The organism is Gemmobacter lutimaris, from assembly GCF_003570715.1.
Taxonomy (GTDB): domain Bacteria; phylum Pseudomonadota; class Alphaproteobacteria; order Rhodobacterales; family Rhodobacteraceae; genus Gemmobacter; species Gemmobacter lutimaris.
Genome location: NZ_QXXQ01000014.1, coordinates 18527 through 40112, shown reverse-complemented (window position 1 = coordinate 40112; position 21586 = coordinate 18527). Strand labels below are relative to the sequence as shown.

Genomic DNA, 21586 nt, shown 5'->3' with positions numbered 1-21586 from the left:
GGGCTCAGGTCCTTTTCTGGTCCAGCTTGTGCACGAAGACCGAGTCGAGCCCCAGATGGGTCGCCATCGCGGGCCAGAGCCGTTCGATCAGGTGGAATTCCGTGCCGTCATTGGCGATCGGCTCGTTCGGCCAGGGGTATTCCGGTCCGAAGACCGCATTCATCGCCAGAACCACCGGGCGGCGGACCCAGAACATGTTGCCGACCGGGAAGAGCAGCGGGTTCTCGGGCATCGGTCCCGGCAGGCGGGAGGCGAATTTCGGCAGCAGCCCGCGCGCGGCATTCCACGGGATGTAATAGGGATCGAAGGGCGAGACCAGCCCGGTGCCGGGATCACCGATCCGGGTCAGCGCATCCGACAGGCCGGTTTCGTCGCCCAGCAGGATCCGCATCAGGAAGCTGCGCCAGATGTCGCCGGTCGAGGTGGTGTTGAGCGATTTCTTCTGATGCAGGTGGCACCAGATTTCGTCCTCGCCCGCCGCGCCGCCTTCGTGGAACAGTTCCATGAAGGGCAGGATGTCGCGGCCGCGGTTCTTCACCAGCACGATCTCGGGCTCCAGCCCCTCGGCGCGCATGGTGGTGCGGATCTCGTCGGCCTTCTTCTCGGTATCGGTGGTCACCACGATCCGCCGGGCGGCATGATAGGCCCGGTAGCGTGCCAGATCCTCGCCCAGTTCGTCGGTATAGAAGGCGTGGATATGCATCGAAAAATCGGGCACCTCCGCCGCTTCGGCCACACCATAGGGGGCAAGCCGGCACTGGCGGTGGATCCAGTTGTCCGAACGGTCCAGACTGTGCTGCACCTCGGCCAGATCGCGCCAGACCAGACGGCGGCCGTAGCGCAGCATCTTTTCGCGTTCGCGGATGCGCAGCGGGCGATCCTCCGGCGCGCTGGTGAACAGCATCGGCACGTCGATTTCGGAAGCCCCGCGCAGGAAATAGCGCTGTGCCTTCAGCCGGGTCCGCAGCGCGTCGCAGATCGCGGCAAAGAGCTGCGGGCGCGGCGGCGCTTCCGGGATTTCGGCGGCGGGCTGCTTGCGGGGCAGGGCCAGCAGCGCGGTGGCGGCCGCTTCGGGATCGGCATAACCGACCGCGGTGAAGTGATCCGAGGCGCGATAGAGCGGATCGTTGAAGCCGGTGGCGCCCTCGAACTGCACGATGCGGCAGCCCCGGTCCAGCGCGTCGAAGACGACATTGGGCAGCGGATCGAGCCGCGACGAGACGAACATCGCATCCGAGGCTGCCATGACATCGGGATAGGCCGGGCCGGCGGGCAGCAGGAACAGGTTGCTGTCGGGCAGGTCCGCCCCGATCTGGCGCAGGTGATAGCCCATCCAGGCGCCGAAATGGGTGTCTTCGGCATTCAGCCCGTCGCCGATCCACAGAAAGACGGTCTCGGGGTCGCGCCGCCGGCAGATGCTGGCGGTCATGGCGAAGATGTCGGTGCCCTTGCGCCATTGCAGATGGCCCGCGCCGCAGACCAGCCGCACCTGCGACAGGTCGCGCCCGACCAGGGCCGACAGCCGGGCCCGCGCGGCCGCATGGGTTTCGGCATCGACACCGCCGATGATGAAATCGCGCTGCGGCAGGATATGGGTGTCGCGCGCCACATCGAATTCGATGTCCCTGAGCCGCCCCGCCCAGCTGTCGCGCACATGTTCGGTCGAGAAGACCAGAAGATCGGTGAACAGCGCGGTGAAGGTCGATTTGTAATGCGGGAAGGTGTAATCCGCATATTCGTGCACATAGGCGGCGAAGGGGATCTCGCGCGCCACGAGGAAGGGCGCGAAGGCATAGCATTCCACCGAATTGGTGATCGCAAGGTCGATCTTCGAAAAGATCTCGCCGAAATAGAAGGGGATGTCGATCAGGGGCCGGTTGGTGACGATCACCTCGCAGGCATGGTCGCGGAAATCTTCCAGCAGATCGCCGCCCTTCAGCGCGGCCACGATCACATTGTGGGTCAGCGCCGCCTCGCGCACCAGATCGAGCCCGACGATCGGCGCCCCGGTGCGCGAGAATTCATGCACCATGATCATGCAGGTCGGCCGGGCCGGCGAATAGGCCAGATGGCCGCGATACTGGGTCTTGCGCAGGTCCGCCAGCGTCCGGCGTCCCTCGGTCGCACCGTAAAGCAGATAGTGCATCAGCGGGTCCATCCCCGCACGGGCGATGTCGGGATGGGTGATCAGATAGCCCCGCAACGAGAAATCCGAGATCGCCGCATCGACCGGATCGCCAAGCCGGATCAACTCGCAGGCCAGATGGCAGGCATCGGGCTGACCGGCGGCAATGGCCTCGGCCAGTTCGGGCAGCAGCACCAGATCGGCCAGAACCGCGTCGATCGCGGGTTTCTGCGCCTTGTGCAGGGCATAGAAAGTCGGAGACCGGCCCTCTGCCCGCCCGGCGCTGCGGTAATGCGCGGCGAGCGTCTCGGGGTCCTGCGGCAGATCGGGCTGGCCCGCGCCGTAATGGACCGGGTCGAACCGGAAATCCGGGCGGTCCCGGAAGACATTGGCTTCGGTGGCATATTTCTGCCACAGCAGGTCGAGATCGGTCATGCGGAGGTCCAAGCGAAAGCGTCGTGAAGCAGGGCGGCGAAGGTGGCATCCTCCACCGGGCGGCCCCGCAGGACGGCAAGGAATTCGGGCATCAGCGGGCTGGTCGCGATCATCTCGCCCAGACGCAGCGACAGCAGCCGCCCCTCCGGTGACAGATCTGCCCGCAGGTCATGCGGATGGCTCTGTCCGGCTGCCGCCTCTGCGGCGACGAAGGCCGCCCCGGCCGGATGGTCGAGATAGAGCAGCGGCCAGTCCGCCTCGCGCAGCAGCGGCGCCAGCCAGCCAAGCGCGTCGCACAGCAATGCCGCCGCGCCGCCGGCCGGTTCAAGATGTTCGACGATGATGAAGTCGCGGTTCAGGCGCTCGACATCTGCCGGGGACAGGCCGGTGTCCGGCCGCAGGATCAGGACACGCGGTCCCGGCCAGGATGCGGACAGCGTATCGCTGTTGTCTGCGATGGTGTCCGAAGTCAGGATCAGCATGAGTGACTCAAATTGTTCGGCTTCAAGAAGTCGGGGCCGATGACCGGGCGGGAAACCCTCGCGGCACCGGCAAAAGGGTGATAAACAGTGACTGGAGGCCCGTCTACTTGATTTCCGGGCCGAGTCGTAGTTTTTTCCGCCGCGGCGCCATTTACCCCAACCGGGGTATTACGGAGCCGGAAAGGCACGGTTAAACAGGCGAATCCAACCGGATCGGATGCCTGGGCGTTTCGTTCCTTTTCCATTATTTTAGGCAGTCTGGGGAGACGCATTTGAAAATCCTGTTGATCGGAGGTTGCGGCTTCATCGGCTCCCATGTCGTTGACAGTCTGCTTGCGCAGGGCTTCCAGATTCGCGTTTACGACCGCCGCCCCGAGCTTTTCCGCGAGCCGGTGCCCGGTGTCGAATATGTATCGGGCGATATCGGCGACATTTCGCTGGTCTACGAGGCGATGAGCGGTGTCGATGCCATCATCCATCTGGCCAGCACCACGGTTCCGGCGACCTCCAACCTTGATCCGGTGGCCGATATCACCGGCAATCTGGTGTCGATGGTCCGCCTGCTGGAAATGATGCGGGCGACCGGGTTGAAGAAGATCGTCTATCTGTCCTCGGGCGGCACCGTCTATGGCCCGCCCGAAACCGACCCGGTGGCGGAAAGCCATCCGCTGCGGCCCATCAGCTCCTACGGGATCGTCAAGGTCGCCATCGAGAATTACCTGCACATGGAACACAAGCTGCACGGGGTGCAGCATGTGATCCTGCGCGCTTCCAACCCCTATGGGCCTCGGCAGGGCCATACCGGCATTCAGGGCATCATCGGCACGCATCTGTGGCGCGTCGCCCGCGGCGAGCCGGTCGAGGTCTGGGGCGACGGCAGCGTGGTGCGCGACTTCATCCATGTGCGCGATCTGGCCGATCTCTGTGTGCGGGCGGTGCAGTCGGATGTGGCGGGCTGCTACAATGCGGGCAGCGGCAGCGGTACCTCGGTCGCCGAGATCGTCGCCAGCATCGACCGTATCGTGCAGGCGCGGGGCGGGGCGCCGGTCCGGCCGCTTTACAAGCCCGGCCGCAATTTCGACGTGCCGCGCGTGGTGCTGGACATCACCCGCGCCCGCACGGAGCTGGGATGGGCGCCGCGCATCGGTCTGGACGAGGGGATCGCCGAAAGCTGGGACTGGGTGCGCAGCCGCAGCTGAGGCCGGTTTCCCGCCATCTTGCGGAAAAAGGGCCGGGCAGGCCGGAAAAGGGTTGCGACCTGACCGCAATCGTGGTCCATCCGGGCCGCCCCGCAGCAGGACAGGACCACAGCCGTTTCATGCCGCCGAAGCTCATCTTCCACATCGGCCAGCACAAGGCCGGTTCGACCGCCATTCAGGACGCTTTCTCGACCGGCAGCGTCAGCATCGAGGGGCAGCGCATTCTTTATACCGCGCCGCTGTCACACAACCATCTGCCGGCGCAGTTCGAGGCCTGGCTGAAGGCAGATGCGGCGGCGGAGGTGCCCCCGGTTCTGGCGGCGCTGGAAAAGAAGCTGGCGGAAGGCGGCTATGATCACGCCGTCTTTTCGGCCGAGGATTTCGAATGGAGCGACCCGGAAGGTGTCGCGCGGGTGCTGGAACGGTTCTTCCTGCCGTTTTTCGACGAGATGGCGGTGATCTGCTATGTCCGCCCCCATGCCGCGCGCTTCCTGTCAAGCTATGCCGAGCGGGTGAAGATCGGCTGGTTCCAGGGCGGGATGCGCGACTTTCACGCGGCGGTGGTGAAGGACCAGCAGTTCTTCTACGCCCCGCGTCTGGCGATGTGGGCCGAGGTTTTCGGCGCCGATTTCCACCTGCGGCCGCTGCGGCGCGACCTGCTGGCGGGGGGCTCGGTGGTGCAGGATTTCGCGCGCACCGCCTTTGGCCCCGATGCGCCCGTCACCATCGCGGCGGAACGGATCAGCAATGAAGCGCTCTGTGTGGAGGATCTGGTGCTCCTGCGCCATGTCCAGCGGCAGTTGCGCAAGCTGCCGCGGCTGCAACGCCATGCGGCGGGCTGGGCGCTGGCGCAGGCGCTGCTGAACCGGCCGCGGGCGGGTGCCAGCACGCCGCTGGCGCTGGACCGCGCCATGGCCGCACAGATCCGCAAGACCTATCTGGCAGATGCCCGCATCCTTGACCGCAGCCCCTTCGCCGCGACCCCGGTGATGGAGCAGGAACTGGACCGCGCGGTGGACGAGGCCCCGGCCGAGCCGCAGTCGCTGAACCCGGCCGATCATTTCGACGCCGACGAACTGCGCCGGGTCGAGGCCATGGCCGAGCTTGCCGCGACCCTGATCGCCGCCGATCCCAAGGGCGCGCGCAGCGCGCTGACCCGGATGCGCATGGGCTATCAGGCCAGCCCGGACCAGACGGATGAAGATCCGTCTGACGAGGACCCGGCGGACGACTGACGCCCCGGCGCGGGATCAGGGCCGGGGGGCGCCGGTTTCCGCGGGCGCATCCAGCCCCAGACGGCCACGCCAGAAGCCGGTGCTGGCCAGCCGCTCGTAGCCCTGCCGCCATTCGGCCCGCAGCGCCGGATAGCGCAGCATCAGGCGCAGCAGGTCGCGCAGGAAGACCCCGGTTGCCCGCAGCGCCGCCAGCTTGGAATGGCGCACGGTATAGATCTGCCCGGCATCGTTGCGGCAGGTGACCGCAGCCGCACCCCAGACCCGGCGGATGGCGCCGCGCTCGCCGGTTTTCAGGACCAGCCGGTTGCCGAACAGGCCGAAGAAGGGCAGCAGATGTCCGTTCAGCGTGGCTTTCATCGCCAGCCGCACCAGCGGGTTTTCGGGGTTCAGCCTCTTGCGCGGGGCGGGCAGCGGCCCTTCGGGTGCATGCCAGGCCTCGACCTTGCGCAGCGCGGCCAGATCGGCGCGGCGCTGCGCCATATCGGCGTTGGCGGCAAAGAAATCCGGGCCGCGCATCACATCCTGCACGGCAAGGCTCTGGGCCGCGATGGTTTCGTAATGCATCTGGATCAGGCTGCGCAGGAAGAAGAAGGCCAGAAGCTTCACCAGCCCGATGCGGCCGATCTCCATCGATGGCAGCGACAGGTGATGCACCAGATGGCTGCGCAGATCCAGATAGACGGTCAGCGGGCTTTCCTTGTCCGAGAAATCCGCCTCCTGGCTGGAGACGACGCCCGGCAGGGTCACGATGTCGAAAGTATTGGCGAGGCTGAAGCTCACATCGTCGCCGCGCACGAAGAAGGGGAAGGGCCGATACTGCGCCGAAGCCAGCGGGAAGGCGAAGAACCACCAGCCGCCATAGAAGTTCGGCGCATTGCGCGGGGTCGATTCCATCTCCATCTCGACGGTCTGGAAGATGTCGCGCAGGTCGGTGCCCATGAATTGCGGCCGGCAGACCCGGTCGAACAGCGCGCCGTTTTCCCACATCGCCCAGCGGTGCCGCGCCGACAGAAGCCCCGCCGCCACCGCCGTCGCCGGATCGGTGGCATAGGCGAGGAACATCCATGTCCGTTCCAGCGCCGCCATATGGACCGAGGCATCGTCATCCATGAACAGGCAATGGCTGGCGCCGCGGGCCTCGGCCTCCAGCAGGCCGCGGGCAAAGCCGCCCGCCCCGCCGAGGTTCTCGTTCGGCACCGGCGTCACATGGGCCGAGGCGGGGATTTCGGCGCTTTGACCGTTATCGACCACCACCATGTGCAGATAGGGCGCGAGGGGGGTTGCGCGCATGAAGTCCTCGAACCGCGCCACGCTGGCCCGCACCGCCACCTCGCGCCGGAAGGTGGTGACGGCGATCACCAGATCGGGCTGTCGCAGCGGCTGCTGCGGGGTGATCCAGTCGGCCCCCGAGAAGCGGCCCGCGTCCAGCGCCTTCAGGGTGAACCACAGCACGCTGCCCAGCGGATCTTCCACCGGCGCCAACGCCAGATCCAGCGGCAGGCCGGGCTCCAGCGTCACGATGCGGTTGACCAGCCGTTCCCAGGACCGCCCCGGCAGGGCCTGAAACACCGCGAGTTCGAACCGCCCCGCGCCATGCAGCCGCAGCCCGATCTGGTCCAGCGCGCAGGACCGCCGCCATTTCCCGAGGTTGAACAGGTTGAAGGCGGTATCGAAACGCAATTCGCCCGCCGGGCCGAAAGACACCTCATTCGTGTCATCGGTCCAGAAGGCCGGACCTTCCAGCCGCAGATAGAGATCGCGTTCCGAGGAAAAGCCCGCCTCGGGCCAGAGCAGCGATTGCAGGACGACAGGGGCGGGGGCAGGGCTGGCGGCCGGGACAGGGGCGGAAAGGGCGGTTGCGTCTTGCATGGCGGGCTCCGGGGCAGGGCGCGGCGATCGGGCGCGCGGGGTCCGGGGCCGGCCCCGGACGGGTGTCGGACGGGGCGGCTCAGGGCTGGGCGCGATGGGTCTCGCGCAGGCCCGCGACGAAACCGCGGGCTTCCGGGTGGCTCAGCCGGGCCAGATGTTCGGGGGTGATCTGGTCCAGAACGCGGTGCAGCGCCTCGGCTTCGGTCAGCGGGCGACACTCGGCCATCGCCTCCAGATCGGGGAAGAAGGCCTCGCGCCCGGTGGTCTGCGACAGCCAGTCGTGGATCGGGCGGAAGGCCTCCATCATGCGGGCGCGCTGAGCGGGGCCGAAGAATTCGACATCCTTCTGCGATGGCATTTCCAGCCCCTCGGTCAGGGTGGCGATCTCATGCGCCAGCGCCAGCGAGGCGGGGCGCGGCAGGGCGCGGTTGGCCTCGCGCAGCAGGGTGAAGGTGGCGGCGGGGAAGCTCACGTTCATCGTGCGCGCTTCCAGCAGGCCCTCGGGGAAGGCGATGCCGGCATGGTCGATGAAATGCTGCACCGATCCGCCCGCTGCCATCAGCTCGGCATAGGGGGTGATCTGGATCTTCGCCTGCGGCAGCCGCGCGATCCAGGGTTCCAGCACGCCGCGATAATCGAAATGCAGCGCCTTCAGGTTGACGCCCTTGTCCGGGTCCGACAGCAGGGCGGGCGACTGGCCGAAGCGCAGCTGCTGGCCATGCCAGGACATCAGATGTTCGTCGGGCCGCCGCAGGGTGCAGTAAAGCTGTGTCTCCGCCTCGCCCGCCACCGTGCGCAGCCGGTCGATGAGCTGGGGCGCGGCGATGCCGAAATGCGACATGACCTCGGAGCAGAGCACCACCGTATCGGGCATCAGCGCCATGATCTGGTTGCGCATCGAGATCAGCATCTGGTTGGAATGCGGCAGTTCGCGGTGATATTGCGGAACCTTCCAGTTCGGCAGCGTATCGGCCAGCATGCGGAAGGCCAGCGCGTTATGCGCCTCGCGCATGTTGATCGGCAGCACATCGGCGCTGTCGCCGCCAAGCGCGCGGGCCAGCATCAGCGCCGCACCCTGGCTTTCCACCGAAGGGTAAAGGATGCCCGCCTTCAGCAGGGCGATGGCATTCTGCGACAGGAAGACCTGAAGCGAGGTGGTGCCGGTCTTGTGATGGCCGATGTGGCAGACGAATTTCATGCGCGGCGCGATCCTGAGAGGCCGGGGCCGGGACGCGGCCCTGAGATGCGGCCGGGCAAGGGCCACGGGGTTCGGCGCCCTGATTACTGGCCTGCCGCCCAGAGGTAAAGCGCGGCTTGCGCTGTTTCGCCTGCCGCTGTTGCCTTTCGCCCCTGCCCTGGCCCATAGAAGGGGGAACGGCGCTCCTCCGGGCGGGGAGGCGACAGCAATGGCGGCAAGGCGGATGCAGACGGTTCTGGTGACGGGCGGCGCGGGCTATATCGGGGCCCATGCCTGCAAGGTTCTGAAGGCGGCGGGCTTCACCCCCGTCACCTTCGACAATCTGAACACCGGCTGGGAGGAGGCGGTGAAATTCGGCCCCTTCTTCAGGGGCGATCTGATGAACCGCGCCGATGTCGATGCGGCTTTCGTGCAATATCGCCCGGTGGCGGTTCTGCATTTCGCGGCGCTGAGCCTTGTGGGCGAAAGCATGAAAGACCCCGGCAAATACTGGCGCGTCAATGTCATGGGTGCGCTGAACCTGATCGAGGGCGCGCTGGCCGCAGGATGCAGGAATTTCGTCTTCTCCTCGACCTGCGCCACCTATGGCGATCAGGACGGGGTGCTTCTGGATGAAAACTCGGTGCAGAAGCCGATCAATTCCTATGGCGCCTCGAAACGCGCCATCGAGGACATGCTGGTCAATTTCGGTGAAAGCCACGGGCTGAACCATGTGATCTTCCGCTATTTCAACGTCGCCGGGTGTGACCCCGAGGGCGAGATCGGCGAACAGCATGTGCCGGAAACCCATCTGATCCCGCTGATGCTGGATGCGGTGGCGGGCAAGCGCCCGGCGCTGACGGTCTTTGGCAGCGACTATCCCACCCGCGACGGCACCTGCGTGCGCGATTATGTGCATGTGATGGATCTGGTGCAGGCGCATGTGCTGGGCCTGCAATGGCTGCTGGAGGGCAAGGGCAACCGGGTCTTCAACCTTGGCACCGGCACCGGATTCACCGTGCGCGAGGTGATCGAGGCCAGCCGCGCCGTCACCAACCGCGAGGTGCCGATCATCGAGGGCGCGCGCCGCGCGGGCGATGCGGTGGCGCTGGTTTCGGGTTCGGCCCGCGCCATCGAGGAACTGGGCTGGGAGCCCGTGCATTCCACCCTGCGGCAGATGATCGGCGATGCCTGGGGCTGGGCGCAGGGACCCGGCTATACGAAGTGACGGGGCCGAAGTGACCCCGGTTTCCCCCGCGCCCCGGACATGCTAGGGGCGGCGCGGGGTTACGGAACGGCACCGGCACGGCCGGGCAGGGTAAGGATATTGCCATGACGAAACATTGCCTGATGGTGGGGGCCGGGTTGTCCGGCGCGGTGATCGGCCGGATGCTGGCCGAGGCGGGCCATCGCGTCACCGTGCTGGATGCGCGCGGCCATATCGGCGGCAACTGCCATACCGAGCGCGATGCCGATACCGGGGTGATGGTCCATGTCTATGGCCCCCATATCTTCCATACCGACGATGCCGAGGTCTGGGACTATGTGAACGGGTTCGAGACTTTCCTGCCCTACAAGAACCGGGTGAAGACCACCTCGCAGGGGGCGGTCTATTCGCTGCCGGTGAACCTGCACACGATCAACCAGTTCTTCGGCCAGACGCTCCGCCCCGACGAGGCCCGGGTGTTTCTGGAAAGCAAGGCCGATACCTCGATCTCTGACCCGCAAACCTTCGAGGAACAGGCGCTGCGCTTCGTCGGCCCCGAGCTTTATGAGGCCTTCTTCAAGGGCTATACGATCAAGCAATGGGGGTGCTCGCCTTCCGATCTGCCCGCCTCGATCCTGAAGCGGCTGCCGGTGCGGTTCAATTACGACGACAATTACTTCTTCCACAAATTCCAGGGCATGCCGGAAAACGGCTATAGCGCGATGATCGGACGCATCCTCGATCACGCCAATATCACCGTCACGCTGAATACCCCGGTCAGCCGCGATCAGGCGGCGGGTTATGACCATGTGTTCTATTCCGGCCCGATCGACGGCTGGTTCGGCTTCGATCTGGGCCGTCTGGGCTATCGCACGCTGGATTTCGAACGCTTCGATTACAGGGGCGATTATCAGGGCTGCGCCGTGATGAACTACGGCGATGTCGATGTGCCCTATACCCGCATCACCGAGCACAAGCATTTCGCCCCCTGGGAAAGCCACGAAGGATCGGTGCTTTACAAGGAATTCTCGCGGGCCTGCGGGCCCGATGACATCCCCTATTACCCGATCCGTCAGGTGGCCGAGAAAACCCTGCTGGCCGAATATGTCGCCAAGGCCGAGGCCGAGGCCAATGTCACCTTCGTCGGCCGTCTGGGCACCTATCGTTACCTCGACATGGATGTGACCATCCGCGAGGCGCTGGATTGCGGCCGCCGCTATCTGGCCACGCTGGAGACCGGCGAACCCATGCCTGCCTTCACGGTGAACCCGCTCTGACCGGCGAAGCCCGGCCCGGAAAACCGGGCCGGGCATGGGCGCGTCTGCCGTCGCTCAGAGGATGAAGTCGCCCACGACGACGGAGGTCACCCCCAGCAGCGCCACGTTCAGATCGGCGTTCCCGTCGCCATCGGTATCGCCCAGCAGGAAGCTGTTGGCCCCGGATACTGCAAGGCGCAACTGCCCCGCGACGCCGGTGAAGGCGGCGGTGCCGAGGAAGGTGAATTCCTGATCCCCCGCTGTGCCGCTGTCGGCATCCATATGGCCAAGGTTGATCCTGTCGGTGCCGCTGACGAAATCGGTGATCGTGTCGCGGCCCGAGATCAGGTCGCTGTCGGCCGCACGGGTGAAGAAGAACACATCCGCCCCGGCGCCGCCGGTCAGCGTATCCTGCCCCAGACCGCCGATCAGCCGGTCCACCCCGCCGCCGCCCGAGATCGTGTCATTGCCCTCGATCCCGTAGATCACATTGTCGTCCGCATTGCCGGTCAGCGTGTCGCCGAAGCCCGAACCCGACAGGTTCTCGACATTCACCAGGGTATCGAACCCCTCGCTGGCCGAGATGGCCTGTGCCCCGGTGATCGACAGATCCACGGTGATGCCGCTGTTTGCCGCCGGGCGGTAATCGGCGAAATCGAGACCGTCCCCGCCGTCCAGCGTGTCGTCGCCCGCACCGCCGAACAGCCGGTCATTGTCTTCGCCGCCGAACAGCTGGTCCGCGCCATCGGCGCCGTAAAGCCCGTCAACCCCCGCGCCACCGAACAGCGTGTCATTGCCGCCGACGCCGAACAGGTTGTCGGCCCCGGCATTGCCGGTCAGCACATTGGTGCCGGCATTGCCGACCAGCCGGTCGCCGCCCGCGCCGCCAAGGATATTCTCGATCTGCAGCAGCGTGTCCGAACCTTCGGTGGCCGAAATCACCTGCGGCACGCCCGAAATGCCCAGTTCGACCACCACCCGCGCCGTGGCGGCGGAATAATCGGCGGTGTCGGTCCCGGCGCCGCCGGTCAGGGTGTCGTCCCCCAGACCGCCGCGCAGCGTGTCGTCGCCATCGTCCCCGCGCAGCGTATCATTGCCTGCGCCGCCGACCAGATTGTCGTTGCCCGTCCCGGCATTGATCTCGTTATTTCCGGCGTCACCCAGAATATTGTCGGAAAAGTCCGAGCCGGTGACATTCTCGAAGTTCACGATACCGACCGAACTGCCGCCATTCACGATCTGCTGGCTGGCCATATTGACGATCGTGCCCGCGGCGAAAGCGGTGCCCAGTTGCGACAGGTCCAGCCAGTCGGTTCCGGCGCCGCCGTCCAGCGTATCGCCGTCCAGCGCATTGGATCGCACGAGGATCTGGTCGTCGCCGGTGCCGCCATAAAGCGCATCCGTCGCACTGCCGCCGCTGATCGTGTCATTGCCGCCATTGCCGAAGACCGTATTCGCGCCGCTGGTGATCTGGTCCCCTTGCAGGTCGGTATACCCGATCGCCATCCCCTCGGCGGTATCCAGCCCTTCGACCACGCCATTGCTGGTGGCGGGCAGGGTGAAGGGGGCATCCGCGTCGATGGTCAGATCGACCAGAACCCCGCTCAGCAGGGGCAGGCCGTCGGGGGCATAAAGATAGATCTGCCCGCCGACCTGGAAAGCGGCCACCGGCCTGCTGAGCAGCGGGATGCCGAGCAGGGTCAGCGTCTGGATGGTGCCGGAGCCGAGATAGGTGATCGCCGCACCACTGCCGCCGCCGAGGGCAAACGTGGTGATCCCGTTGTCATCCGTTGTCAGCTGGCCGTTGTTGTCGATGAAGCTGCCACTGTTCGGCCCGCCCGAGACATTGATCAGGCTGGCACTGATAATGCCCCCCGTCGTGATGTCGAGCAGGGTGCCGTCGAAAGCATAGATATTCGTTACATTCGAAGTGATGGTCATGGGTGTTTTCCCGGAAATATGCGATTGGTCGTGAGCACTTGCAAAAAACCGATTACACACGGGTATGCGCATCAAGGCCCTCAACCATGGGAAGCATGGCGGGCTTTTAAAGATGTATTACAGACGCGTCTTTTCAATCTTGGCGAGATTTGCGTCAGAAAAGTGTCGAAACTTTGCGCTCTTTGGGAACGGAAGTGGCAATTTCCGGGCAGACAGGATCGTGTCACGCGCGGCCTGAACGCAGCCCGGCGCCGACAGGGCTGTCGGCGCCGGGGCACATGTTTCGCAAAAGCAGATGTCAGAGGATGATGTCGCCCGCGACGATGGAGGTCACGCCCAGCAGCGCCACGTTCAGATCGGCGGTGCCGTTGCCGTCGGTATCACCCAGCAGGAAGCTGTTGGCCCCGGATACCGCAAGGCGCAACTGCCCCACGACGCCGGTAAAGGCGCCGGTGCCGAGGAAGGTGAAGGCCTGATCCCCCGCGAGGCCGCTATTGGCGTCGATCTGGGCGAGGTTGAGCTTGTCGGTGCCGCTGACGAAATCGGTGATCGTGTCGCGCCCCGAGATCAGGTCGCTGTCGGCGACACGGGTGAAGAAGAACACATCCGCCCCGGCGCCGCCGGTCAGCGTATCCTGCCCCAGACCGCCGATCAGCCGGTCCACACCGCCGCCGCCCGAGATCGTGTCATTGCCCTCGATCCCGTAGATCACATTGTCGCCCGCATTGCCGGTCAGCGTGTCGTTCCGGATCGATCCCGACAGGTTCTCGATATTGATCAGCGTGTCGCTTGCATCGGCGCTGGAGACGAATTGCGCCCCGGCGATTGCCAGGCTGACCTGCACGGCCAGCGCCGCCGGGCGGTAATCGGCGAAATCGAGACCCGCGCCGCCGTCCAGCGTGTCATTGCCCGCGCCACCGAACAGCCGGTCATTGTCGGCCCCGCCGAACAGCTGGTCCGCGCCATCGGCACCGTAAAGCCCGTCATTGCCCGCGCCGCCGAACAGCGTGTCATTGCCGCCGACCCCGAACAGGTTGTCATTGCCGCCATTGCCGGTCAGCACATTGCTGTCCTGCTTGCCGACGATGCGGTCGCCAGCCGCGCCCCCGGACACGTTTTCAATATCGGCCAGCGTATCGAGCCCCTCGCTGGCCGAAACCATCTGCGGGGCGCCCTGGAATTGCAGCTCGACCACCACCCGCGTGGTGGCGGCGGAATAGTCCGCCGTGTCGATCCCGGCACCGCCATTCATGTTGTCCAGCCCGGCGCCACCGCGCAGCGTGTCATTGCCCGCCCCGCCCCGCAGCGTGTCATTGCCGGCAAAGCCTTCCAGCAGGTCGTTCTGGCCGCTGCCGGTCACGAGGTCATGCCCGCCCGCCAGCCCCGCCAGCAGCGCCGCCGCCAGGTTCGGTGCGGCATCAAGCGCGGCGGAATCCATCGACAGGCCGCTGACCTCGGCCACCAGCTGCCCGTCCCATGGCTGATAGCTGGAGGTCAGGATCTGGTTGTTCGGGTCGTCGAAGGTCAGCAGGTTTTCGTAGCGGTCATAGATTTCGATGCCGGTGATGGTGCCGGAAAACGGCACCGGATTGGTCTGGCTGAAATCCCCGGCGATGGACAGCGAACTGTCCCCGGTGAAGCGCACCAGATAGCCGGCAAGGGGCCCGGTCTGAAGCACGGCAAGCTGGGCGTCATAGACCGGCACGACCTCGTAGCCGACCCCGTTGAACACGACATAGGGCGAGATGCCGGCCAGCCATGTCTCGGCGGTCCATCCGGCCCAGGATTGTGCCGAAAGCGGGGCCAGCCCCGTATAAGTGACGGTTGCCATAGGTATTCCTCCTGAAAATCATATCCGGCGAAAAAGTGAACGGGTCATACGGAACAGGCCCGAAACGGGCAGGCAGAAAATAGCAGATGCAGGCGCCCCTGTCAGTCCGTCATGGCCCCAAATGCAACGGGCGGTCCCGCAGGACCGCCCGTTTTTCCCGGTTCCGCACGGGGCGTGCCGGGGTCAGAGGATGATGTCGCCCGCGACGATGGAGGTCACGCCCAGCAGCGCCACGTTCAGATCGGCGGTGCCGTTGCCATCGGTATCACCCAGCAGGAAGCTGTTGGCCCCGGATACCGCAAGGCGCAGCTGTCCCGCGACGCCGGTAAAGGCGCCGGTGCCGAGGAAGGTGAAAGCCTGATCCCCCGCGACGCCGGTATTGGCGTCGATCTGGGCGAGGTTGAGCTTGTCGGTGCCGCTGACGAAATCGGTGATCGTGTCGCGCCCCGAGATCAGGTCGCTGTCGGCGACACGGGTGAAGAAGAACACATCCGCCCCGGCGCCGCCGGTCAGCGTATCCTGCCCCAGACCGCCGATCAGCCGGTCCACACCGCCGCCGCCCGAGATCGTGTCATTGCCCTCGATCCCGTAGATCACATTGTCGCCCGCATTGCCGGTCAGCGTGTCGCCGAAGCCCGAACCCGACAGGTTCTCGATGTTCACCAGGGTATCGAAGCCTTCGCTGGCGGAAACAAGTTGCGACCCGGCGATCGACAGGTTGACATTGACGCCGGTGCCCGCCGCCGGGCGGTAATCGGCGAAATCGACACCCGCGCCGCCGTCCAGCGTGTCATTGCCCGCGCCGCCGAACAGCCGGTCATTGTCATTCATGCCGAAGATCTGGTCATTGCCGGCGCCGCCATAAAGCCCGTCATTGCTGTCGCCGCCATAAAGCACATCGCTGCCATCCACCCCGAACAGGTTGTCGGCCCCGGCATTGCCCGCCAGCACATTGTTTGCGGTGCTGCCGACGATGCGGTCATTGCCCGCGCCGCCCCGGACATTCTCGATATCGACCAGCGTATCGGTGCCCGCCGTGGCCGAAACGAGCTGGCCGACCCCGACGATACCCAGTTCGACCACGACCCGTGCGGCCTCGGCCGAATAATCGGCGGTATCGCCGAAGCCCGCGCCACCGTTCAGCGTGTCATTGCCAGTGCCGCCGATCAGCAGGTCATTGCCGTCACCGCCGCGCAGGATGTCATTGCCGCCATTGCCGGTCAGCGTGTCATCGGCCCCCAGCCCGTTCAGCGTATTGGCTCCGGCGCCGCCGGTCAGGGCATTGGCGCCGTTGTTGCCGAAGACCGTGGCCGCGTTGCCGGTCGCATCCATGGCGGCGGTGCCCGTCATGGTGAAAAGGCTCACCCCGGCGCCCAGCACGAAATCGGCCTCGAAGGGGCCATTGGCCTCGACCGTCAGATTGTCGCGGATCACGTTATGGGTGCCGACATTGCCCAGCGTGGCGGGGGCGTTGACGACGACAGCATTGCCGGCCTGGGTATTCTGCATCGCAAGGCCGAAGGGGTTCGGCCCCAGACCCGTGCTGTAAAGAAGCTGGGTCTTGGCGGATGTGTTGAAGACGCTGACCAGCGCGGTGCCGGTGTCGCCATCCGTGATGGAGCCGTTCAATGTGCTGGTGCCCAGCTGCTGCGTCGGGCCACCGAAGGGATCGGAAATCCCGGTCAGTTGCAGGGTGAAGGTCTCGATCGGCTCGATCAGCGCGTCATCGGCGATCTGGAAGGTGACCTGGATGCTGTTGGCCCCATAGGCGGCGAAGTTGACCGAACCCGAGGGCAGCACGCCGCCGGTGAAATCCGCGGCGACAAGGCCGGGATGCGTCGGCGTCAGTTGCCAGAACACCGTGCCCGCTTCCGAGGCCATGCCGGTGCGGTTGATGTAGAAGGTGTAGATCGTTGATCCGCCGCCGGTTTCGGTGACGCCGGGCGTGGCGGAATGGATGTAATAAAGCGTATCGGCATCGGTGACGCTGCCCGATCCGGCCCCGAGGTTCAGGCTGTTCGCGCTCGCCTGCCCGTTGCTGCCCGCACTGCCGTTGCTGCCACTGCCGCCAGATGTGCCGGGGGTGCCGTTATAGCCGCTGGGGGTGCCGAAGCCGCCGTAGCCGGCGCCGCCGCCGCTGCCGCCACCGCCGCCATAGCCCGCGGTGCCGCCGTTTCCGGCAGCGGCATAGTTATACTGGAAAGCACCGGTGCCCGACAAAGTGCCATAGTTCAGGATGGTGGCGGCATTGCCGCCATTGCCACCATTGCCGCCCGAACCGCCGTAGCCGCCATCGCCGCCATTGCCGCCATTGCCACCCGGCCCAAAGCCACCACCGTAGCCGTAGCCATAATAGGAATAGGCTCCGCTGCCGCCTGCCCCGCCCGAGCCGCCGCTGCCGCCATAGCCGCCCCAGCCGCCGTTGCCGCCGTTGCCGGCGGTCGTGTTGTTATAGGCAATCATGGTGTCGCGCAGGTTCAGCGAGGCGCCGGCATCGTTCAGGATGATGGCGGCATTGCCGCCGGTCCCGCCATCGGCCCCGTTGCCGCCATTGCCACCAGCACCGCCGTCACCGCCTGCGCCGCCGCCATAAGAGCCGTAATATCCGTTGCCGCCGGTCCCGCCGCCGCCGCCACCGCCGCCGCTACCGCCATAACCGCCCCAGGCGCTGTTGCTGGTGATCTCCGACTTTTCGATGACCAGAGATCCGGCATTGTGAATGAAGGCCGCCGATCCGCCATCGCCGCCGGGAGTGCCGTTGCCGCCATAGCCGCCGGGGCCACCACCATAACTGCCATAGCTGCCGGGGCTGCCGCTGCCGCCATAGCCGCCATATGTTCCGTTGCTCCAGCCCGATTGCAGCCGCAGCGATTGCAGGGTCAGGCTGGCGGTGCTGGTGATGTCGAGGATCGTGGCGCTGCTGCCGTTGAGCATGATGTCGGCAAGGCCATCGCCATTGGTATCGCCGTTGATCGTGATGGCCTCTCCGGCGGCGATGGTCAGGGGCGCGGTGATGTTGATCACCGACAGCGAAGCGTCGAAGATGACGGTATCCGCTCCGGCGGATCCCTGCGCGATGGTCAGGGCTTCGCGCAGGCTGGTCAGCCCGTCGTTGCCGACGACATCATTGCCGGTCGTTACGGTAATCACGGCCATTTCGATACTCCGGGGAAAAGGGGTTCAGGTTAAAGGAAAAGGGACGGATCTGACCGGCGAAGCCCGGCCCGGAAAACCGGGCCGGGCATGGGCGCCTGCCCTCGATCAGAGGATGATGTCGCCCGCGACGATGGAGGTCACGCCCAGCAGCGCCACGTTCAGATCGGCGGTGCCGTTGCCGTCGGTATCACCCAGCAGGAAGCTGTTGGCCCCGGATACCGCAAGGCGCAGCTGCCCTGCGACATTGGTAAAGGCGCCGGTGCCGAGGAAGGTGAAGGCCTGATCCCCCGCGAGGCCGGTATTGGCGTCGATCTGGGCGAGGTTGAGCTTGTCGGTGCCACTGACGAAATCGGTGATCGTGTCGCGCCCCGAGATCAGGTCGCTGTCGGCGACGCGGGTGAAGAAGAACACATCCGCCCCGGCGCCGCCGGTCAGCGTATCCTGCCCCAGACCGCCGATCAGCCGGTCCACCCCGCCACCGCCCGAGATCGTGTCATTGCCCTCGATCCCGTAGATCACATTGTCGCCCGCATTGCCGGTCAGCGTGTCGCCGAAGCCCGAACCCGACAGGTTCTCGACATTCACCAGGGTATCGAAGCCTTCGCTGACCGAGATGGCCTGCGCCCCGGCGATCGACAGGTTGACGGTGACGCCGGTGCCCGCCGCCGGGCGGTAATCGGCGAAATCGAGACCCGCGCCGCCGTCCAGCGTGTCATTGCCCGCGCCACCGAACAGCCGGTCATTGTCGGCCCCGCCGAACAGCTGGTCCGCGCCATCGGCACCGTAAAGCCCGTCAATCCCCGTGCCACCGAACAGCGTGTCATTGCCGCCGACGCCGAACAGGTTGTCATTGCCAGCATTGCCGGTCAGCGTGTTATCGACGGTATCGCCAACGATGCGGTCGCCGCCCGAACCGCCGAGGACATTCTCGATCAGCACCAGCGTATCCGAGCCTTCGGTGGCCGAAATCACCTGCGGCACGCCCGAAATGCCCAGTTCGACCACCACCCGCGCCGAGGCGGCGGAATAATCGGCCGTGTCGATCCCGGCGCCGCCATTCATGTTGTCATTGCCTGCGCCGCCGCGCAGCGTGTCATCGCCATCGGCCCCGCGCAGCGTGTCATTGCCGTCGGCGCCGCCGATATTGTCGTTGCCGCCCCCGGCATTGACCTCGTTATTGCCGCTGTCGCCCAGAATATTGTCGGCGAAGGCCGAGCCGGTGACATTCTCGAAGTTCAGGATGCCGACCGAGCTGCCGCCATTCACGATCTTCTGGCTGGTCAGGTTGACGACCGTGCCCGCGGCGAAAGCGGTGCCCAGCAGCGACAGGTCCAGCCAGTCGGTTCCGGTCCCGCCGTCCAGCGTATCGCCGTCCAGCGCATTGGACTGCACGAAGATCCGGTCGCCGCCCGCGCCAAGGTTGATGTCATCCACCCCGGTATTGCCGAAGACGGTATCATTGCCGCCATTGCCGCGCAGGGTGGTATTGCCCGCGCCGTCATGGATGGTGTTCGACCCGTCATTGTCGAGGTAGACCTCGATGCTCTGCATGTCCAGAACCGCGGTCGAGGCGAATGTGGTGGTCAGTGTCTGCGCCACCATGTTGATGACCGCGCCATCCACGTCGGAGACGCTGGAGGCCGAATTGTCCAGCGTATCGGTGCCGCTGCCGCCATAGACATGGTCGAGGAACTCGCCGACCTGCACGATGAACCGGTCGTTGCCCGCGCCGCCGTCAAGGGTGTCGGTGTTGAAGCCGCCGTAAAGCGTGTCGTTGTCATCGCCACCAACAAGAGAGTCGTCGCCGCTGCCGCCGAAGAGCACGTCATTGCCGCCATTGCCGCTGATCGTGTCGTTGCTGCCCTCACCATTGACCGTATCGTCGCCTGTGCCCGCAGAAACCACATCGGCACCGGAGCCGGCGCTGACCGTGTCATTGCCGTCGCCGCCATAGATCGTGTCTGCGCCGCTTGACCCGATGATCGTATCGGCATTGTTGGTGGCGTAAAGGATCTCGAACCCGTCCATCACTTCGGTGTTGGCGCCGACCGTGGCGGTGCCGGCCCCCATGTTGAAGGTGGCGTTGGAAACGCCCGAGCTGGTCCAGGAAATCGTGTCGATCCCGTTGCCACCGTAATAGGCATCGAGATTGACCGCCGAGACGACGACGATGGAATCGTTGCCCTCGCCCAGATAGTAGGTCTTGACGATGCCATTCGCGGTGACGACATCGTTGCCATCCCAGGCATGCACGACATCGGCGCTGGAATCGGCGGTGAAGGTATCATTGCCCACCGTGCCGATCTGGTGGCTGTCGGGGCTGTAGACCGCGGGCGAGTTCACCCCGTCGCGGGTATCGAAGATCTGCAACTCGATCTCGCCGCTTTGCTTGACCAGCGCCACGCGCCCGTCCCCCAGCAGGATCGCATCCACCACGCTGCCATCGGACGGGTCGAAGACAAATTCCGCCCCGACAAGGCTGCCGGTCGCGGAAAACCGCTGGCCGCGCCCGGCATTATTGCCCGATTCGTCATCGTCCCACAGGATGATGAACCCGCCATCTTCCAGCGCCACGACCTTCGACTGGTTGTTGTTGTCGGTGAAGGCACTGCCCGCGACCGTGCCGCTGCCCGTCTGGACGCCAACCGCACTGTAGATGCGGAAGTTGACGTCGGTATCGTTGCTGTCGGTATTGGTATAGGTGATGACGAAACCACCGCCGGTCAGTGCGGTGATCGCGGGTTCGCGGTCATTCTGGCCGTTGTTGTCGGTGCCGGTCACGAAGCTGGCGCCCAGCACCGAGGTGCCGGCCGCATTGAAGATGCGATAGACCAGCGAATTGTCGGTATCGCTGCGCGTACCGACAAGGACATAATTGCCATTGGTCAGCGTGGCGATCTTGACATTGCCGGTCGCGGCACCAGACATTCCAATGGTTTCCGCGCCATAGGTATCCGTGGTGGGGTTGTAGATCCGGAAGGAGACATTGCTGACCCCCGCGCCGGTGGTCACCGTATAGGCGATCATCACCGAAGTATCGCTGGAGGCCGCGATCTCGGGGTCGGAATAGTTCGGAACGGCGGTGGAGCCGTCACTGACGACCGAGGTGGAGGCCGTGACCGAGGTGCCGCTGGCATTGAATTCCTGAAGCCGGATCGAGGTGCCGTTGGCATCCGTATCCTCATAGGCCACGATGAAACCGCCGCCGGGCAATGCGGCGAGGCTGAAATCGCGCTCGTCATCGACGTTGAAGGCGATGTTCAGCCGGAATTCCGCACCGATCTTGGCGCCGAACGGATCGAGGATCTGGCCGATGATGTCGGTGCCGTTCGGGCTGCCGACGCCGGTGTCGTCGGACGACGTCCAGGCCACGATCATGTTGCCGTTGGTCAGCTGGATGATCCGGGGTTCGGACTGGATGTTGTTGACCGTGGTGTTGACGACGGTTTCGGGAAGCCAGGTTTCGGGAGTAAGAGGCATGAGCGTGATCCAATGATTTGGCGGCAAGCCCGGCACACGAAGAATATCGGAAACGGGATGGGCAGCCGCGGTTAAGAAAAGAGGTTCCGGCGCAGCACGCGGAACGGGGAAGCAAGGACTTTCCGGAACCTCCTTTCGATATTTCGCCGCTGGTGTCGTGGCGCCGGTATAAAATTCCTGAAAACTCGCCATA

General features: G+C 65.3%; 12 protein-coding genes. 4 read left to right on the top strand and 8 right to left on the bottom strand.

Annotated features, from left to right (window positions below; translation table 11 throughout):
* Positions 1–4: 4 nt before the first annotated feature.
* Both D2N39_RS18380 and D2N39_RS18375 read right to left on the bottom strand, forming a co-directional pair.
* On the bottom strand, positions 5–2560 hold the full coding sequence (locus tag D2N39_RS18380; RefSeq protein ID WP_119136238.1) for a rhamnan synthesis F family protein: 2556 nt from the start codon (positions 2558–2560) through the stop codon (positions 5–7).
* Positions 2557–3042 (bottom strand): hypothetical protein, encoded by a 486-nt coding sequence (locus tag D2N39_RS18375; protein WP_119136237.1) that lies wholly within the window; start codon positions 3040–3042, stop codon positions 2557–2559. Before D2N39_RS18375 ends, D2N39_RS18380 begins: the two co-directional genes overlap by 4 nt.
* Positions 3043–3314: 272 nt before the next feature.
* Here D2N39_RS18375 and D2N39_RS18370 point away from each other — a divergent pair, with 272 nt between their 5' ends.
* Positions 3315–4241, top strand: coding sequence for an NAD-dependent epimerase/dehydratase family protein (locus D2N39_RS18370; protein WP_119136236.1), 927 nt, complete (start codon positions 3315–3317; stop codon positions 4239–4241).
* Between the two features lie 119 nt (positions 4242–4360).
* Positions 4361–5476 (top strand): hypothetical protein, encoded by a 1116-nt coding sequence (locus tag D2N39_RS18365; RefSeq protein WP_119136235.1) that lies wholly within the window; start codon positions 4361–4363, stop codon positions 5474–5476.
* Between the two features lie 15 nt (positions 5477–5491).
* Here the strand turns inward: D2N39_RS18365 and D2N39_RS18360 are convergent, their stop codons facing one another.
* Together D2N39_RS18360 and D2N39_RS18355 are read right to left on the bottom strand one after the other, a co-directional pair.
* Positions 5492–7345 (bottom strand): glycosyl transferase, encoded by a 1854-nt coding sequence (locus D2N39_RS18360; protein WP_119136234.1) that lies wholly within the window; start codon positions 7343–7345, stop codon positions 5492–5494.
* Positions 7346–7424: 79 nt separating this feature from the next.
* Complete coding sequence (locus D2N39_RS18355; RefSeq protein ID WP_119136233.1) at positions 7425–8543, bottom strand: hypothetical protein; 1119 nt, start codon at positions 8541–8543, stop codon at positions 7425–7427.
* 223 nt (positions 8544–8766) lie between these two features.
* Between D2N39_RS18355 and galE the strand changes: the two genes are divergently transcribed.
* Both galE and glf read left to right on the top strand, forming a co-directional pair.
* Entirely contained in the window at positions 8767–9750 is a 984-nt protein-coding gene (gene galE, locus D2N39_RS18350) for a UDP-glucose 4-epimerase GalE (protein ID WP_119136232.1), read from the top strand.
* Between the two features lie 104 nt (positions 9751–9854).
* Positions 9855–11006 (top strand): UDP-galactopyranose mutase, encoded by a 1152-nt coding sequence (gene glf / locus D2N39_RS18345; RefSeq protein WP_119136231.1) that lies wholly within the window; start codon positions 9855–9857, stop codon positions 11004–11006.
* A gap of 54 nt (positions 11007–11060) precedes the next feature.
* On the opposite strand, the gene D2N39_RS23595 is transcribed toward glf, so the two are convergent.
* The 4 genes from D2N39_RS23595 to D2N39_RS18315 form a co-directional block, all read right to left on the bottom strand.
* A complete protein-coding gene (locus tag D2N39_RS23595) occupies positions 11061–12926 on the bottom strand; it encodes a calcium-binding protein (RefSeq protein ID WP_158589871.1) in 1866 nt (621 codons plus the stop codon).
* A 298-nt stretch (positions 12927–13224) separates the two neighbouring features.
* Positions 13225–14757 carry a calcium-binding protein gene (locus D2N39_RS23590; protein ID WP_119136229.1) on the bottom strand — a complete coding sequence of 511 codons (1533 nt, stop codon included), beginning with the start codon at positions 14755–14757 and terminating at the stop codon, positions 13225–13227.
* A 183-nt stretch (positions 14758–14940) separates the two neighbouring features.
* The gene (locus tag D2N39_RS23585; RefSeq protein ID WP_158589870.1) at positions 14941–17913 is read right to left on the bottom strand and encodes a calcium-binding protein; all 2973 of its coding nucleotides are present in this window, start codon (positions 17911–17913) and stop codon (positions 14941–14943) included.
* A gap of 105 nt (positions 17914–18018) precedes the next feature.
* Complete coding sequence (locus D2N39_RS18315) at positions 18019–21393, bottom strand: beta strand repeat-containing protein (RefSeq protein WP_158589869.1); 3375 nt, start codon at positions 21391–21393, stop codon at positions 18019–18021.
* Positions 21394–21586 lie beyond the last annotated feature (193 nt).

What these genes read in the sequence shown, in the direction of transcription:
- D2N39_RS18380 (WP_119136238.1), bottom strand. Translation starts at nt 2,560, where the DNA reads ATGACCGATCTCGACCTGCTGTGGCAGAAATATGCCACCGAAGCCAAT.
- D2N39_RS18375 (WP_119136237.1), bottom strand. Translation starts at nt 3,042, where the DNA reads ATGCTGATCCTGACTTCGGACACCATCGCAGACAACAGCGATACGCTG.
- D2N39_RS18365 (WP_119136235.1), top strand. Translation starts at nt 4,361, where the DNA reads ATGCCGCCGAAGCTCATCTTCCACATCGGCCAGCACAAGGCCGGTTCG.
- D2N39_RS18360 (WP_119136234.1), bottom strand. Translation starts at nt 7,345, where the DNA reads ATGCAAGACGCAACCGCCCTTTCCGCCCCTGTCCCGGCCGCCAGCCCT.
- D2N39_RS18355 (WP_119136233.1), bottom strand. Translation starts at nt 8,543, where the DNA reads ATGAAATTCGTCTGCCACATCGGCCATCACAAGACCGGCACCACCTCG.
- galE (WP_119136232.1), top strand. Translation starts at nt 8,767, where the DNA reads ATGCAGACGGTTCTGGTGACGGGCGGCGCGGGCTATATCGGGGCCCAT.
- glf (WP_119136231.1), top strand. Translation starts at nt 9,855, where the DNA reads ATGACGAAACATTGCCTGATGGTGGGGGCCGGGTTGTCCGGCGCGGTG.
- D2N39_RS23595 (WP_158589871.1), bottom strand. Translation starts at nt 12,926, where the DNA reads ATGACCATCACTTCGAATGTAACGAATATCTATGCTTTCGACGGCACC.
- D2N39_RS23590 (WP_119136229.1), bottom strand. Translation starts at nt 14,757, where the DNA reads ATGGCAACCGTCACTTATACGGGGCTGGCCCCGCTTTCGGCACAATCC.
- D2N39_RS23585 (WP_158589870.1), bottom strand. Translation starts at nt 17,913, where the DNA reads ATGGCCGTGATTACCGTAACGACCGGCAATGATGTCGTCGGCAACGAC.
- D2N39_RS18315 (WP_158589869.1), bottom strand. Translation starts at nt 21,393, where the DNA reads ATGCCTCTTACTCCCGAAACCTGGCTTCCCGAAACCGTCGTCAACACC.